General features: G+C 63.2%; 16 protein-coding genes. 11 read left to right on the forward strand and 5 right to left on the reverse strand.

Annotation, left to right across the window (positions count from 1 at the left end; translation table 11 throughout):
- Together FJ951_RS28695 and FJ951_RS05880 are read left to right on the forward strand one after the other, a co-directional pair.
- On the forward strand, nucleotides 1-437 hold a 437-nt coding region (locus FJ951_RS28695), incomplete at its 5' end, for a hypothetical protein (RefSeq protein ID WP_246671684.1).
- Nucleotides 434-790, forward strand: coding sequence for a YciI family protein (locus FJ951_RS05880; RefSeq protein ID WP_140492691.1), 357 nt, complete (start codon nucleotides 434-436; stop codon nucleotides 788-790). The genes FJ951_RS28695 and FJ951_RS05880, both read left to right, overlap by 4 nt.
- A gap of 13 nt (nucleotides 791-803) precedes the next feature.
- On the opposite strand, the gene FJ951_RS05885 is transcribed toward FJ951_RS05880, so the two are convergent.
- Nucleotides 804-2,063, reverse strand: coding sequence for a ubiquinone biosynthesis hydroxylase (locus FJ951_RS05885; RefSeq protein ID WP_140513946.1), 1,260 nt, complete (start codon nucleotides 2,061-2,063; stop codon nucleotides 804-806).
- Nucleotides 2,064-2,161: 98 nt separating this feature from the next.
- Between FJ951_RS05885 and tesB the strand changes: the two genes are divergently transcribed.
- The 7 genes from tesB (at nucleotide 2,162) to FJ951_RS05920 (ending at nucleotide 10,214) form a co-directional block, all read left to right on the forward strand.
- Nucleotides 2,162-3,022, forward strand: a complete 861-nt coding sequence (tesB, locus tag FJ951_RS05890) for an acyl-CoA thioesterase II (protein WP_140513947.1) — start codon at nucleotides 2,162-2,164, stop codon at nucleotides 3,020-3,022.
- A 249-nt stretch (nucleotides 3,023-3,271) separates the two neighbouring features.
- Nucleotides 3,272-3,610 carry a P-II family nitrogen regulator gene (locus tag FJ951_RS05895; RefSeq protein ID WP_013528889.1) on the forward strand — a complete coding sequence of 113 codons (339 nt, stop codon included), beginning with the start codon at nucleotides 3,272-3,274 and terminating at the stop codon, nucleotides 3,608-3,610.
- A 32-nt stretch (nucleotides 3,611-3,642) separates the two neighbouring features.
- Nucleotides 3,643-4,995: an ammonium transporter gene (locus FJ951_RS05900; RefSeq protein ID WP_140513948.1), complete on the forward strand. Its 1,353-nt coding sequence runs from the start codon at nucleotides 3,643-3,645 to the stop codon at nucleotides 4,993-4,995.
- A gap of 309 nt (nucleotides 4,996-5,304) precedes the next feature.
- A complete protein-coding gene (locus FJ951_RS05905) occupies nucleotides 5,305-5,580 on the forward strand; it encodes a hypothetical protein (protein ID WP_140513949.1) in 276 nt (91 codons plus the stop codon).
- A 213-nt stretch (nucleotides 5,581-5,793) separates the two neighbouring features.
- Nucleotides 5,794-8,460, forward strand: a complete 2,667-nt coding sequence (locus FJ951_RS05910) for a DNA translocase FtsK (protein ID WP_140513950.1) — start codon at nucleotides 5,794-5,796, stop codon at nucleotides 8,458-8,460.
- A gap of 136 nt (nucleotides 8,461-8,596) precedes the next feature.
- A complete protein-coding gene (locus tag FJ951_RS05915; RefSeq protein ID WP_140513951.1) occupies nucleotides 8,597-9,277 on the forward strand; it encodes an outer membrane lipoprotein carrier protein LolA in 681 nt (226 codons plus the stop codon).
- Nucleotides 9,278-9,407: 130 nt separating this feature from the next.
- Nucleotides 9,408-10,214, forward strand: a complete 807-nt coding sequence (locus tag FJ951_RS05920) for an exodeoxyribonuclease III (RefSeq protein ID WP_140492674.1) — start codon at nucleotides 9,408-9,410, stop codon at nucleotides 10,212-10,214.
- 122 nt (nucleotides 10,215-10,336) lie between these two features.
- Here FJ951_RS05920 and FJ951_RS05930 read toward each other — a convergent pair whose 3' ends face one another.
- Nucleotides 10,337-10,792 carry a cyclic nucleotide-binding domain-containing protein gene (locus FJ951_RS05930; RefSeq protein ID WP_140492671.1) on the reverse strand — a complete coding sequence of 152 codons (456 nt, stop codon included), beginning with the start codon at nucleotides 10,790-10,792 and terminating at the stop codon, nucleotides 10,337-10,339.
- Nucleotides 10,793-10,913: 121 nt separating this feature from the next.
- Nucleotides 10,914-11,597, reverse strand: coding sequence for a response regulator transcription factor (locus FJ951_RS05935; RefSeq protein ID WP_091576052.1), 684 nt, complete (start codon nucleotides 11,595-11,597; stop codon nucleotides 10,914-10,916).
- 144 nt (nucleotides 11,598-11,741) lie between these two features.
- Between FJ951_RS05935 and FJ951_RS05940 the strand changes: the two genes are divergently transcribed.
- Entirely contained in the window at nucleotides 11,742-12,278 is a 537-nt protein-coding gene (locus FJ951_RS05940; protein ID WP_181165209.1) for a L,D-transpeptidase, read from the forward strand.
- Between the two features lie 63 nt (nucleotides 12,279-12,341).
- On the opposite strand, the gene FJ951_RS05945 is transcribed toward FJ951_RS05940, so the two are convergent.
- Entirely contained in the window at nucleotides 12,342-12,581 is a 240-nt protein-coding gene (locus tag FJ951_RS05945) for a hypothetical protein (RefSeq protein WP_140513952.1), read from the reverse strand.
- A gap of 165 nt (nucleotides 12,582-12,746) precedes the next feature.
- On the opposite strand from FJ951_RS05945, the gene gcvA reads away from it, so the two are divergent.
- Nucleotides 12,747-13,679 (forward strand): transcriptional regulator GcvA, encoded by a 933-nt coding sequence (gcvA, locus tag FJ951_RS05950; protein ID WP_140492662.1) that lies wholly within the window; start codon nucleotides 12,747-12,749, stop codon nucleotides 13,677-13,679.
- 9 nt (nucleotides 13,680-13,688) lie between these two features.
- Here the strand turns inward: gcvA and FJ951_RS05955 are convergent, their stop codons facing one another.
- On the reverse strand, nucleotides 13,689-14,105 hold the full coding sequence (locus FJ951_RS05955; protein ID WP_140513953.1) for a DUF1761 domain-containing protein: 417 nt from the start codon (nucleotides 14,103-14,105) through the stop codon (nucleotides 13,689-13,691).
- Nucleotides 14,106-14,124: the final 19 nt, after the last annotated feature.

Below are 14,124 nucleotides of genomic sequence, written 5' to 3' on the forward strand. Positions count from 1 at the left end.
CCCAGCCTCCATCCGCTGGCGATAAAACCGGACAACTCACGTGCTACCTAATCCGGACAACTCATCTGCTTACGACACTGCGCTGTTTGGACCACGGCGTGATGACGGTTCATTCCTTTCGAAAAAAATCCGCGTGCAAAAATGTCGGCTTCCATTCGGCCCGACCGTCCTGCGGGCGACCACGGGATTGTGGCCGGATGGAGGTTCACATGGACAATCTGTTTTTCGCAATATGGAAGACCCCGGGCCGCAAGGCTCAACGACGGCAGGACTTCTGGCTGGAGCCGCCGCCGTCCGGTGTCCGCAGGCTGCTGGCGGCTGTCGCCATCGTCGCGGTCGCGGCATGCCTTCTCGACCATGCGGCAGCGGTCGAAGGCAAGGCTGACACGCTCGTCGCCGCATCCTATGATTCATCGCAGCAAGGGAGCGCGAAATGAAATATGTCTGCCTGGTCTATGGTGAGGAGAAAGACCTCTACGCGCTCACTCCGGAAGGATCGGCCAAGCTCGACGCCGATTCGCTGGCCTATGACCGGTCCTTGGACCAACAAGGCAAGCTCATCGTCGCGCAGGCGCTGCAATCGGTGAAGACCTCGAAGACCGTGCGCCGTCGCAAGGGCAAGCGGCTGGTCACCGACGGCCCGTTCGCCGAAACCAAGGAGCAGTTGCTCGGCTTCGTCATGATCGAGGCGAAGGACCTCCAGGAGGCGCTGGACATCGCTGGCGGCATTCCGCTGGCCGAACTCGGCACGATCGAGGTCCGGGCGATCTATGACGTGCCCGGGTCATAGATGGCGCGGCGGGTCAGATCGCCTCGCCCTTCAAAAGGCGCGGCGTGCCGGCCGAAAGCCCCGACGCCTGGCGGATGAAGAATTCCTTCAGCCGCGGCATGCGTTCGACCAGGCCGAGGCCGATATCGCGCACCGCGCGCAGCGGGCCGATATCGTTGGAAAACAGCCGGTTCAGCACATCTGTCGTGACGCCCATCTGCACCGTGTCGAAACGGCGCCATTGCTGGTAACGCTCGAGCACGTCGAGCGCGCCGATATCCTGGCCCAGCCGGTCGGCTTCGACGATCACCTCGGCCAGGGCGGCGACATCCTTGAAGCCGAGATTGAGGCCCTGGCCGGCGATCGGGTGGATGCCGTGGGCGGCATCGCCGGCAAGCGCCACGCGCGGCGCGACGAAGGCGCGCGCGATGGTAAGACCCAGCGGCCAGGCGCGCGGCTTGTCGGCGACGCGGATCTCGCCAAGCTTGAGGCCGAAACGCTGTTCCAGTTCGTGCTCGAAGAGGAGGTCGTCGCCGGCGACCAGCGTCTGAGCATCTTCCGACCGCTCGACCCAGACGATCGACGAGCGGTTGGAGCCGTCCTCGCCCGGCTTTAGCGGCAGCGTGGCGAAGGGTCCGGCGGGCAGGAAATGCTCTTCGGCACGACCGTTGTGCGGCCGTTCATGTGCCACGGTGCAGACGATGCCGGACTGGCCGTATTCCCACTTCACCGTCTTGATGCCGGCCATGTCACGCAGCTTCGAGTTGACGCCGTCGGCGGCGACCAGCAGCCGCGCCTTCAGCGCCGCGCCGTCGGCCAGATGCACGGTGATGCCCGCACCATTGGTTTCGAACCCTTGCACGGCAACGCCTTCGATGATGTCGACGCCGAGCTTTTCGGCGCTGCGGCGCAAGGCGCCGTTCAGCACCCGGTTGGCCACCATATGTGCGAAGGGCTCGCCCGGCGCCACCTCGCCGTCGAAGGTGAGGAAGACCGGGCGCACAGGATCGGCGGTACGCGAATCGGTGATGATCATCTCGGTGATCGCCTGCGCTTCCGGCGCGATCTCGGCCCAGACGCCGAGCCGCTCGAGCATGCGGCAGGCGGCCGCCGCAATGGCCGAGGCGCGCCCGTCCCTTTGCCAGGAGCCGGCGGACGCGGCATCGACCAGGGCCACGGCAAGCTCCGGTTGCGCCTGTTTCAGCGACACGGCGGCAGCCAGGCCGACATAGCCGGCGCCGGCGACCAGAACATCGAGCCCGGACCTGGTTTTCGCCTCTGCCTTGCCTTCCATGGTCTTCGCTCCTTGCAAGCCAGCCTGCCACCGCCCTTGACGGCCAGTCCTTCCTGTCGGAAACCCGCCGAGGAAATTTTGAGGCGAGGTCACGACACATGACGGCGGCCATGGACGAGCTTCTGCGCATTCTCGACCTCGAGAGGCTGGAACACAATCTGTATCGTGGTCGCAGCCCCCAGGTGGAGTGGCAGCGCGTGTTCGGCGGCCAGACCATCGCCCAGGCGCTGGTGGCGGCGCAGCGGACAGTCGAGCCCGACCGCTACGTGCATTCGCTGCACGGCTATTTTATGCGGCCGGGCGACATCAAGGTGCCGATCATCTACGAGGTCGACCGCATCCGCGACGGCGGCTCCTTCACCACCCGCCGGGTGCTGGCGATCCAGCACGGGAACGCGATCTTCTCGCTGGAGGCCTCGTTCCAGGTCGATGAGAAGGGGCTGGAGCACCAGTTCGCTTTGCCCGACGACGTGCCGCCGCCGGAAAGGCTGAAGACGCAGCGCCAACTGCTCGAAAAGGCCGACCGGGTGCCGGAAGCGGTGCGACGCTTCTGGGCGCGCGAGCGGCCGCTGGAGCTCAGGCCGGTCAATCTCCAGCACTATGAAAGCCGTGACAAGCTGCCGCCCCGGCAGAATGTCTGGATCCGCCTCGCCGGTCCCGTCCCAGACGACCGCGCGCTGCAATCGGTGCTGCTCGCCTATCTCTCCGACATGACGCTGCTCGACACCTCGACCTTCGCGCATGGGCGCGGGCTGTTCGATCCCGACATCCAGGCGGCCAGCCTCGACCATTCGATGTGGTTCCACCGCCCGCATTCGCTTGACGGCTGGCTGCTCTACGCGCAGGACAGCCCCTCGAGCTCGGGATCGCGCGGATTCAGCCGCGGCACGCTTTACGCCCGCGACGGTACGCTGATCGCCTCGATGGCCCAGGAAGGCTTGATCCGGCTCAAGCGTTGAGCAGTCCTTTCGCCCAAAGCCTCCCAAATAGGCGTTTTCAGAAAATTGCTTAATTATTGAGCAGAAGCTGTGCCGCGCCCATCGGCACGGTGCGATTGCGGGCGCGTCAATTCCTTTGTTTACAACAGGTTAACACGCTGCTTCGGCAATTGGCACGGAGCTTGAATCCTCGTCGGCACTCTCCGGCTCCTCGGGATCGGTGAAGGTGTGCAAACGCGGGGGACCGCAACAGCAAAAGGGTGAAACCTTATGAAAATCGTGATGGCAATCATCAAGCCGTTCAAGCTCGACGAGGTACGCGAAGCGCTTACCGCCGTCGGCATCCAGGGCCTGACCGTCACCGAAGTCAAAGGCTACGGGCGTCAGAAGGGGCACACGGAAATCTATCGCGGGGCGGAATACGCGGTCAGTTTCCTGCCGAAGATCAAGATCGAGGTCGCGGTCAGCGCCGACATGGTCGACAAGGCCGTGGAGGCCATCACCGCAGCCGCCAAGACCGGTCAGATCGGCGACGGCAAGATCTTCGTTTTCGGCATCGACCAGGCGGTGCGCATCCGCACCGGCGAAACAGACACCGACGCGCTCTGAAGCGGCGAACACGTATTCCAATGGAGAGTTCAATGAATATTCCTTCCACCTTGAAGAAGACGGGACGCGCCGCCCTTTTTGGCTCGCTCGCTCTCGCAGCGTTGGGCAGCGTCGCCGCCCTCGCGCAGGAAGCGGCTCCGGCCGCGGCTGCCGCCGCGCCGGCCGCTCCCACCCCGGCGCTCGACACCGGCAACACCGCCTGGATGCTGACTTCGACGGCGCTGGTGCTGATGATGACCATCCCCGGCCTGGCACTGTTCTACGGCGGCATGGTGCGCAAGAAGAACGTGCTTGCCACCGTCATGCAGAGCTTCGCCATCACCTGCCTGGTGACGGTGCTGTGGTTCATGTTCGGCTATTCGCTGGCCTTTTCCGACGGCGGCGGCATGAATGCCTATCTCGGCGGCTTCTCGAAGTTCTTCCATCACGGCATCACCACCTCGACGCTGTGGGCGCCGGGCGTGGCCAACATTCCTGAATTCGTCTTTTCGATGTTCCAGATGACCTTCGCCATCATCACCCCGGCCCTGATCGCCGGCGCCTTTGCCGAGCGCATGAAGTTCTCGGCCCTGCTGATCTTCATGGCGCTGTGGCTGCTGGTCGTCTATGCGCCGATCGCGCATTGGGTCTGGGGCGGCGGCTTCCTCGGCGCTGCCGGCGTGCTCGACTTCGCCGGCGGCACGGTCGTCCATATCAATGCCGGTGTCGCGGGTCTCGTCTGCGCCCTGGTCTTGGGCAAGCGCGAAGGCTACGGCACCACCAACATGGCGCCGCATAACCTGGTCTATTCCGTGATCGGCGCTTCGCTGCTGTGGGTCGGCTGGTTCGGCTTTAACGCCGGTTCGGAACTCGCCGCCGACGGCCTCGCCGGTGCCGCGATGCTCAACACCCAGGTTGCCACCGCGGCAGCGGCGCTGGCCTGGATGTTCGCCGAATGGATCGTCGCCAAGAAGCCCTCGGTGCTCGGCATCATCTCCGGCGCCGTCGCCGGCCTTGTCGCGGTGACGCCGGCTTCCGGCTTCGTCAACCCGACGGGCGCCTTCATCGTCGGCATCGTCGCCGGCGTCGTCTGCTACATCTCGGCGGTCAAGGTAAAGCACATGTTCGGCTATGACGACTCGCTCGATGCCTTCGGTGTCCATGGCGTCGGCGGCGTGGTCGGCGCATTGCTGACCGGCGTGCTCGCCGACCCGGCAATCAACAGCCTCTCCTCGGGCGCGTCGATCGGCAAGCAGCTCTACGGCATCGTCTTCACCATCCTGTGGACGGCAATCGCCACCTTCGTCATCCTCTACATCGTCAAGGCGCTCGTCGGCCTGCGTCCGTCGACCCAGGAAGAGGTCGAGGGTCTCGACATCAGCCAGCACGGCGAAGTGGTGCCGTAAGGCCTCTTTGCGATGGGACCGGCGGACCTCCTCCCGCCGGTCCCATCTCTTTCGGTAATCACGTACGGAAAACCGCTGCACGTCTTCCGGAACTGTTTTGAAATCCCGTCGTGACGCTCCGCAAGGTGCTCACGCCTTGAGGCCCGGATCGCTCCGGGCCTCTTTTTTTGGAGCCCGTTTGGTTGGACGAACGCAATCACGTTCGCGTGATTGAGATTTTCGAGGAAACATCGGCCGTCTTGGCATCGAACTCCCGGGCACGACCACTGTTCGGCGGTCGTTGCAAACAATAGGGAAGGAAACTATCCAATGAACGTCAAGAATATCTGTCTCGGCGCGCTCGCTCTTTCCATGGTCAGCGGCATGGCATTTGCCGGGGCTCTCGACGAACCCGACAATATGGCCCCGTTCTTCACCGATTCCAGCATGAAAACCATGAAGCCGATGGCGGAATTCAAGACCGCTTTCATGGCCATGCCAATGGAAAAGCAGGATGCGATGAAGAAGGAATGCCAGGACGCGGCGATGAGCAAGCCGCATGCCGAGTTCTGCGCCAACGTCCAGGCGCTCGGCGGAGCCAACTGAGACCGCGGCGGATCAGGCCCACCGAGCCTGGTCACCCTGCCGTTGCCGATGCAGAAATGGCGGGCCGTGAGGCTCGCCATTGTTATTTGCGGCAGGCGGCTGGGGCCCTTGCCATGGTTAATGCGGCCTTAACCTTCCCACGCATAGTCTGGCAGCCAAATCTGCCGAAGTGCGTCACGCGCTCGGGCCAGGCAATCACTGACGGGGAAGAGCATGCGTTCAGGGGCTTCAGCACCGCTCGCGCTGACCGATACGGGGCACGGCATCCAGGCATTCGCGCGACGCCAGGTCGGCCGGCTTGTCGGCGCCGGCATGTTCGCGTTCACCGCTTTCGGCGTCGCCAGCCTGGCCACCTGGAATGTCGCCGACCCGAGCTTCTCGCACGCCACAGCCAACACCGTCACCAATGCCATGGGCTATGCGGGTGCTGTCTTCTCCGACATCGCCATGCAGTTCTTCGGCCTTGCCGCCGTGGCGGCGCTGGTTCCGGCCGTGATCTGGGGATATCTGCTGTTTTCGGCGCGTGGCGTCGACAGGCTGCCCAGGCGCGGTCTGTTCTGGTTCGGCTTTGCCCTGCTGGCCGCCGCGATCGCCGGCTGCGTGGTGCCGCCCAAGACCTGGCCGCTGCCGACCGGGCTCGGCGGCGTGTTCGGCGACATGGTACTGAAGATTCCGGGCGTTGTCATCGGTGGCTATCCGACCGGGCTGGTGGCCAGCGTGCTCGCCATTCTGATGGCCGGTCCGGCGCTATGGCTATTCGCCTACGGTTCGGCGCTGATCGCACGCAAGAACGGTTTCGCCGTCATGGAGGAACCGGCCGCCGCCGATCCGCGTGAGGATGAGCTGCTGTTCGACAATGACGAGGATGAAGGCGACGAAGGCATACTGGCGCTCGGCGCAATGACCCATTGGTGGCTTTCGTTCCGCGCGTGGATGCACCGCCGCGCCGTGCGCCGCAGGCAGCGGCGGGACGAATTCGAGCCGGGAATGGAGCCGCGCGCCAGCGCCTGGCGGCGTGCCGCCGAACGGGTCGAATCGGCCGAGTTCGCCGAGCAGCGGATGAGCCCGGATGGCCGTGCCCGCGTCGAACCGGAATTCTTCGCCGCCATGGTCAACGACCGCAGCGTTTCCGTCGATCCGGACGATGACGTCTTCGACGATCGCTTCGACACCGGCGATGACGATGTCGATTTCGACGATGAACCCCTCGTCCAGCGTCGCGCGGCTTCCACCGCCAAAGTCCAGCCGTTCCGCTCGGATGCCGCCACGCGCGTTGAAGCGCCGGCGCCGCGCCCGGCTCCGGGTGCGCGCGTCCAGCGCGAGGCGCAGGCCTCGTTGATCGGCTCGGAAAAATTCGAGATGCCGTCGCTGCATTTCCTGTCCGAACCGAAGAACGTCGCGCGCGACCCGAGCCTCTCGAAAGACGCGCTGGAACAGAACGCCCGCCTGCTCGAAGGCGTGCTGGAGGATTTCGGCGTCAAGGGCGAGATCATCCATGTCCGCCCCGGCCCCGTCGTCACGCTCTATGAGCTGGAGCCTGCGCCAGGCATCAAATCATCGCGCGTCATCGGCCTCTCCGACGACATCGCCCGCTCGATGAGCGCCATCGCCTGCCGCGTCGCCGTGGTGCCGGGCCGCAACGCCATCGGCATCGAATTGCCGAACGCCAAGCGCGAGACGGTGTATCTCAGGGAAATCATGGCCAGCCGCGATTTCGAGACCACCAAGGCCAAGCTGGCGCTGGCGCTGGGCAAGACCATCAACGGCGAGGCGGTCATCGTCGATATCGCCAAGATGCCGCACGTCTTGGTCGCCGGCACCACCGGCTCGGGCAAGTCGGTCGCCATCAACACCATGATCCTGTCGCTGCTCTACCGGCTGACGCCGCAGGAATGCCGGCTGATCATGATCGATCCCAAGATGCTGGAGCTCTCGGTCTATGACGGCATCCCGCACCTTTTGACGCCTGTCGTCACCGACCCGAAGAAGGCGGTGGTTGCGCTGAAATGGACCGTGCGGGAGATGGAAGACCGCTACCGCAAGATGTCGAAGGTCGGCGTGCGCAATATCGACGGTTTCAACGCACGCGTCCAACAGGCGGAGAAGAAGGGCGAAAAGATCTCGCGCACGGTGCAGACCGGCTTCGACCGCCAGACCGGCGAGGCGATCTACGAGACCGAGAATCTCGACCTCGAGCCGATGCCCTACATCGTCGTCATCATCGACGAAATGGCCGATCTGATGATGGTTGCCGGCAAGGACATCGAGGGTGCCGTCCAGCGCCTGGCGCAGATGGCGCGCGCCGCCGGCATCCATGTCATCATGGCGACGCAACGTCCGTCTGTCGACGTGATCACCGGTACCATCAAGGCCAACTTCCCCACCCGCATCTCCTTCCAGGTGACGTCGAAGATCGACAGCCGCACCATCTTGGGCGAGCAAGGCGCCGAGCAGCTGCTCGGCATGGGCGACATGCTCTACATGGCCGGCGGCGGCCGCATCCAGCGCGTGCACGGCCCGTTCGTCTCCGACGACGAGGTCGAGAAGATCGTCGCGCATCTGAAACTGCAGGGCGTGCCGGAATATCTCGACGCCATCACCGAGGACGATGATGAGGACGAGGACGAGCCCTCCGGCAAGGGCGGCTCGGGCGGCGGCGGCGGCAATTTCGAGGATTCCGACGATCCTTACGACCAGGCGGTGTCCGTGGTGTTGCGCGACGGCAAGGCCTCGACCAGCTACATCCAGCGGCGTCTGGGCATCGGCTACAACCGCGCCGCTTCGATCATCGAGAAGATGGAAAAAGAAGGCATTGTCGGCCCCGCCAACCATGCCGGAAAACGCGAGATCCTGGTGCCGACCGAAGAGGACAAATTCTGATCGCGACAAATACCGGCGGCAACTTTGAACCTTCTGGCGCGTTCAAGCGGTCAAGCAGTGTTCGCGCCGTCAAACTTCAGCCCAACTGGGGGTTCAGGACAACAACAAATCAGGACTCAAGATGAGAGTGACCGACATGAAAAACGATCTTTCCGCGCTCGGCGATCTTGCCCCGACGCGCCGCCAGTTGCTTGGCCTCGGCCTGGTGCTCGCGGGCGCTGCCGCCCTCAACGTGGTGCCCGGATTCGAGTTGCTGGCGTCCGCGCAGGCGGCCGTGCCGGCAGCCGCGCAGAAGATCGCCGATCATTTTTCCTCGGTTAAGTCGATGAGCGGCGAATTCGTGCAGTTCGGCCCCAAGGGCGAACAGACCGGCGGCAAGTTCTTCCTGGAAAGACCGGGCAAGATCCGCTTCAATTATGACGGATCCTCGAATTTCCGGGTGATTTCGGACGGCAAGTCGGTGGTCATCCTCAACAAGAAACTGAACACGTCCGATCTTTATCCCTTGTCGAAGACGCCGCTGAAACTGTTGCTCGACGACCGGATCGACCTCTCCGGAAACCGCGTCAAGAGCGTCAAGGAAGAGGACGACCTCACCACCATCCAGCTCTCGGACAAGTCGGTGTTCGGCAATGCGCGGATCACCATGATGTTCGATCCGAAGACCTATGATCTGCGCCAGTGGACGATCACCGATGCGCAGGGCAAGGACACCACGGTGATGATCTTCAACACCAAGGAAGGCGTCAGCTTCGCTCCCGACACGTTTGCCATCGACTATACGGCCAATCGCGAGCTGAATACGAAAACCAGATAGCTTTCCTCGCGCTGGCGAAGCCTTTCGTGCAGTGTCGGCGGCGCGGCGCCGACCTCCGCAACTGCTGCAATGCTTGTCTTTATGGCGCGGGGCTGGCAGTAGTTCGGCGATCTTTCGCCGGACCCGCCAAATGCCCTTTTCCATCGCCACCTGGAACATAAATTCCGTTCGCCTGCGCATGCCGATCATCGAGCGCCTGCTCGATGAATACGCGCCCGATGTGCTTTGCCTGCAGGAAACAAAAGTTCCCGACGAGCTGTTCCCCGAAAAGGCCTTCCGCAGGCTCGGCTACGGGCACATCGCCTTTCACGGTCAGAAGGGCTATCACGGCGTGGCGACGGTCGCGCGCCGGCCGATCGCGGTGGTCGAGAAGCGCCGCTTCTGCGACATCGACGACAGCCGGCATTTGTCGGTGACCGTGCGGGCCGGCGGCAAGACGATCCTGCTGCACAATTTCTACGTTCCGGCGGGCGGCGACGAACCGGACCCGGAGGTCAACCGCAAGTTCAGGCACAAGCTCGATTTCGTCGCCGAGATGAACGCAATCCGCGCCGAACACAGCGAAGTGTCCGCCTCGGTCCTGGTCGGCGACCTCAACATCGCGCCGCTCGAACACGATGTCTGGTCGCATAAGCAACTGCTCAACGTGGTCAGCCATACACCGGTCGAGACGGAGAGTTTCGAGGCCATGCGGCTGGCCGGCGACTGGGTCGACCTGATGCGGCTCAACGTGCCATCAGAACAGAAGCTCTACACCTGGTGGAGCTACCGCGCGCAGGACTGGGAGGCATCCAACCGCGGCCGGCGGCTTGACCATGTCTGGTCGTCACCGAACCTGGTGCCTGATTTCACCGGCTACGAAATCCTGCGGGCGGCGCGTGGCTGGGAACGTCCCTCGGACCATGTTCCGGTCATCGCGCGGTTCAACCTGGACTGATCAGCCGGGCCGGCGCTTTTCCCACTCCGGCGACAATTGCGTCAAGCCGCTCGGTCGCCATGATGAAGGGCAGGTCATTTTCGGTGGCGCGAACCAGCCGGAACTCCACCTGTCTCTCCCGTTCACTCGGAAAAGCGCGGCGCCAGCTTCTCGATGCGGTGGATCATTGCCTGAAAGTCTTCCAGGATGCGCTGGTGGAGCTGTGCCGCCAAATCCGGATATTCCTCCAGGATGCGGCGGAACATCTTTCGGCTGAGCCGGATCACCTCCGAATCGACCGCGGCCGATGCACTGGTCAGCCGGTTGGTGTCGGCGATCAGCGCCAGTTCGCTCAGCATGGTGCCGGGGCCGGCCGTGCCGATAGGGATGCGTTCGCCTGTCTGCTCGCGGTAGAGCACGATCTCTCCGCTGACCACGATATAGGCCGAATCAGCCATATCGTCCTCGCGATAGAGCTTGTGGTCTGCCTGCAGCAGCATGGTCTCGGCGCCGAAGGCGAGCAGGCGCAATTGTTCCTGCGTGAAGCCCTCGAAAAGCCTCACGGCTGACAGGATGCGGATGTCGTCATCCAGCGCCATCTAGCTGTGTCCCCGAACGGTCAGTCCAATCCCTCCTCTGCGGTGCGATCCAGAATCCCGCTCCAACAGGATCGCACCCAAAAGCAGCCCCGCCCAGACCGCTTATTGGATAATAAAATGTTTAAGGAACCAGCTTGTAGCCACCGCTTTCTGTCACAAGAATTTCCGCATTGGAAGGATCGCGCTCGATCTTCTGGCGCAGGCGATACACATGGGTTTCCAGCGTGTGCGTGGTAACGCCGGAATTGTAGCCCCACACCTCCTCGAGCAGCACGTCGCGCGTCACCACCTTCTGGTCGGCGCGGTAGAGATATTTGATGATCGAGGCCTCCTTCTCCGTCAGCCGCACCTTTGCGCCGCGCGGGTCGATCAGCAGCTTCTGGCTTGGCTTGAAGGTGTAGGGGCCGACCGAGAAGGTGGCGTCCTCGCTTTGCTCGTGCTGGCGCAGCTGCGCGCGGATGCGCGCCAAAAGCACCGCGAAGCGGAACGGCTTCGTCACGTAGTCGTTGGCGCCGGCTTCGAGGCCAAGGATCGTGTCCGAATCGGTGTCGTGGCCGGTCAGCATGATGATGGGCGCCTTGTAGCCGCCCTTGCGCAGGATCTTCACCGCTTCGCGGCCGTCCATGTCGGGCAGGCCGACATCCATGATCAGCAGGTCGATGAGGCCGCCACGCGCCGCGGCGACGCCTTTTGCCGCAGTGGACTCCTGCAGCACGTCGAATTCCTCATAAAGGGACAATTGCTCGACCAACGTGCCGCGCAGGTCGTCATCGTCGTCGACGATCAGGATGGTTCGTGAAGTCATGGATCAATCCGTTGTTTTGAAAAGAAAATTCAGTTGACCGCTGCCTGTTTATGCGGAAGCTGACCGGCACAACAGCCGATCACAGTGATTTGTTCCGTGGCACGATCATACAAGAAAAAACACGATCGCAATGCAGCCGGCGCAATTTTGCGAAAAGGACTGCGGGTGCTGACCGTGCGGGCAAGGCCCGGCCGTCCCAGCCAGGGGCTGCTGCAGGCGGGCAGAACGGTGTTTGCCTGCGCGCTGGGGCGTGGCGGCATCTCGGCGGGCAAGCGCGAAGGCGACGGCGCCACGCCGCTTGGCCAAATGCGGATCCTGTCGGGTTATTTCCGTGGAGACCACTTCTCCAGCGGCCGCATCACCCGGCTGGCGATGACGCCGATCGGGCCTGATCTCGGCTGGTGCGAAGTGCCCGACGACCGAAACTATAACAGGCCGGTCAAGATCCCCTACGGCGCCAGCCACGAACGCATGCGGCGCGACGACAGGCTCTATGATGCCTGCCTTGTGCTCGACTGGAATATAACGCCGCGCCGCCGCGGACGCGGCAGCGCCATCTTCTTCCACCTGGCGCGCCCGGGCTTCACGCCCACGCAAGGCTGCGTCGCGGTGACCGCACGCACGATGGCGCGCCTTTTGCCGCTGCTGTCGGACCGGACGGTGGTGAGGGTGGTAAGGTAGGGAATGGTGTAGGGAATAGGCAGTAGGCAGTAGGGTTCTCTTTCTATTGCCTACTCCTAATTCCTATTCCCTTTTCCTTACCTGCCAGCCGATGTCGAGCAGGCCCAGCCGGCCGAGTTCGCGGTCCATGGCGCGGGAGACGTCTTTGCGCGTGGCGCCAACATCGCGCAACTGGCGATCCGACAGGTCCTCGATGTCGTCCTGCGGCAGGCTTGCCGCGACCTTGGCCTGGCGGAGCCAGTCGAACGCGGCGGTCAGCCAGTTCAGCCGGCTCGCGGGAGCTCTCAAAGCTATGTGAGACATGATACGGTTCCTTCCATCCGGACATAAAATCCGGTTTGATATTGGTTCGATGGTCGCATCATGCCCGATTGAAAGATTGGAGAGAAACGAGTAGTTCTTTCCGGATTATCAAGTTTTCTTTGAGGATCAGGACGCCATGACCGCGTCTGTTCTGGGGCCACGCTGATGGCCCGCCTGGTGCCGGGAACCCGGGCGCTGAGGACGCTGGAGGCAGCGGCCCGGCATCTCAATTTCACCCGGGCCGCCGACGAACTCGGCCTGACACCAGCCGCCGTCAGCCACCAGATCAAGGAGATCGAAGACCAGCTCGGCATCGTCCTGTTCACGCGCTCCAGCCGCAGCATCCGGCTGACGGAGGCCGGAACGGTGCTGTTCGAGGCCTCTGCCGATGCGCTCGACCTGCTTGGCAAGGCCGTCTCGCGGGCACAGAAGATGACGCGCGGCACGACGCTGCTGAAAGTGACGCTCGACGCCCAATTCGCGACGAAATGGCTGATGCGGCGGGTCGAGGATTTTCGAAAAAAACATGAAGGCATCGAACTCAGGTTCGACATCGCCTACGGATTGCGGGATTTCGACCTTGACGATGTCGATGTCGGCATCCGCTTCGGCGCCGGCAGATATCCGGGACTTTGCGCGCATCGGCTGTTCGACAACGTCATCATCCCGGTATGCAGCCCGAGCCTGCTGGCGTCAGGTCCGCCGCTGCGCGAACCGCGCGATCTCTTCCATCACACGCTTGCCCATATCGAATGGGCGCGTCAGGGCGTGACCTGGCCGAACTGGCGCATGTGGATGGCGGCAGCCGGCGTCGACGATTTCGACGACAGCCGCACCATCGTTTTCGGCACCTCGGCCGACGCGGTCCAGGCGGCGATGGAGGGCAGCGCCGTGGCGCTCGCCGATTTCGCCATGGTGGCCAACGACCTTTCCGAAGGCAGGTTGGTGCGGCCTTTCGAACTCGGCATCAAGGTCGCGCCGGAATTCGCCTATTTCCTGGTCTATCCCAAGGAACTGGTGAACGATCCGCGCATCGTTGCCTTTCGCACGTGGATTCTGGAGGAAATGGCAAAATCCCAAACCGCGGACCGGGTGTAGCGGAGGCCTTCAACTCGCTGCGGCGCCGAACCAGCCGACCACGGCGCCGACGATCAACAGCACGCCAAGCCAGTGGCCGCCGTCGATGATGGTCAGGTCCCAGCCGAAATTCTCGTAGCGATGATTGACCGACAGCGTGGTTGCGACGAAGCCGAGCCAAAGCACGAAACCGAAGACCAGTCCCGCCAGCAATGTCGGCTCGCCGCCAGTCACCGCGCCGACGACCAGGGCCATCACAAGCGCCATGACCAACTCGGCGATGAAAGAGATGAGAAACGGCAGCAACGATTTCTTCATGGTCGCCGGATCGAGTTTTGCAGCCTTCAGCCATGGCTTACTCAAACCGGTGTACCAGCCGGCGCCGAACAGCCACGCCAGGATTGCGGCGACGATCACCGCCAGCCAGTTAACCGCTGAAAAATCCATGATATCCCCCTCTGATACG

The sequence above is a fragment of the Mesorhizobium sp. B2-2-3 genome, from assembly GCF_006442405.1.
Lineage (GTDB): Bacteria > Pseudomonadota > Alphaproteobacteria > Rhizobiales > Rhizobiaceae > Mesorhizobium.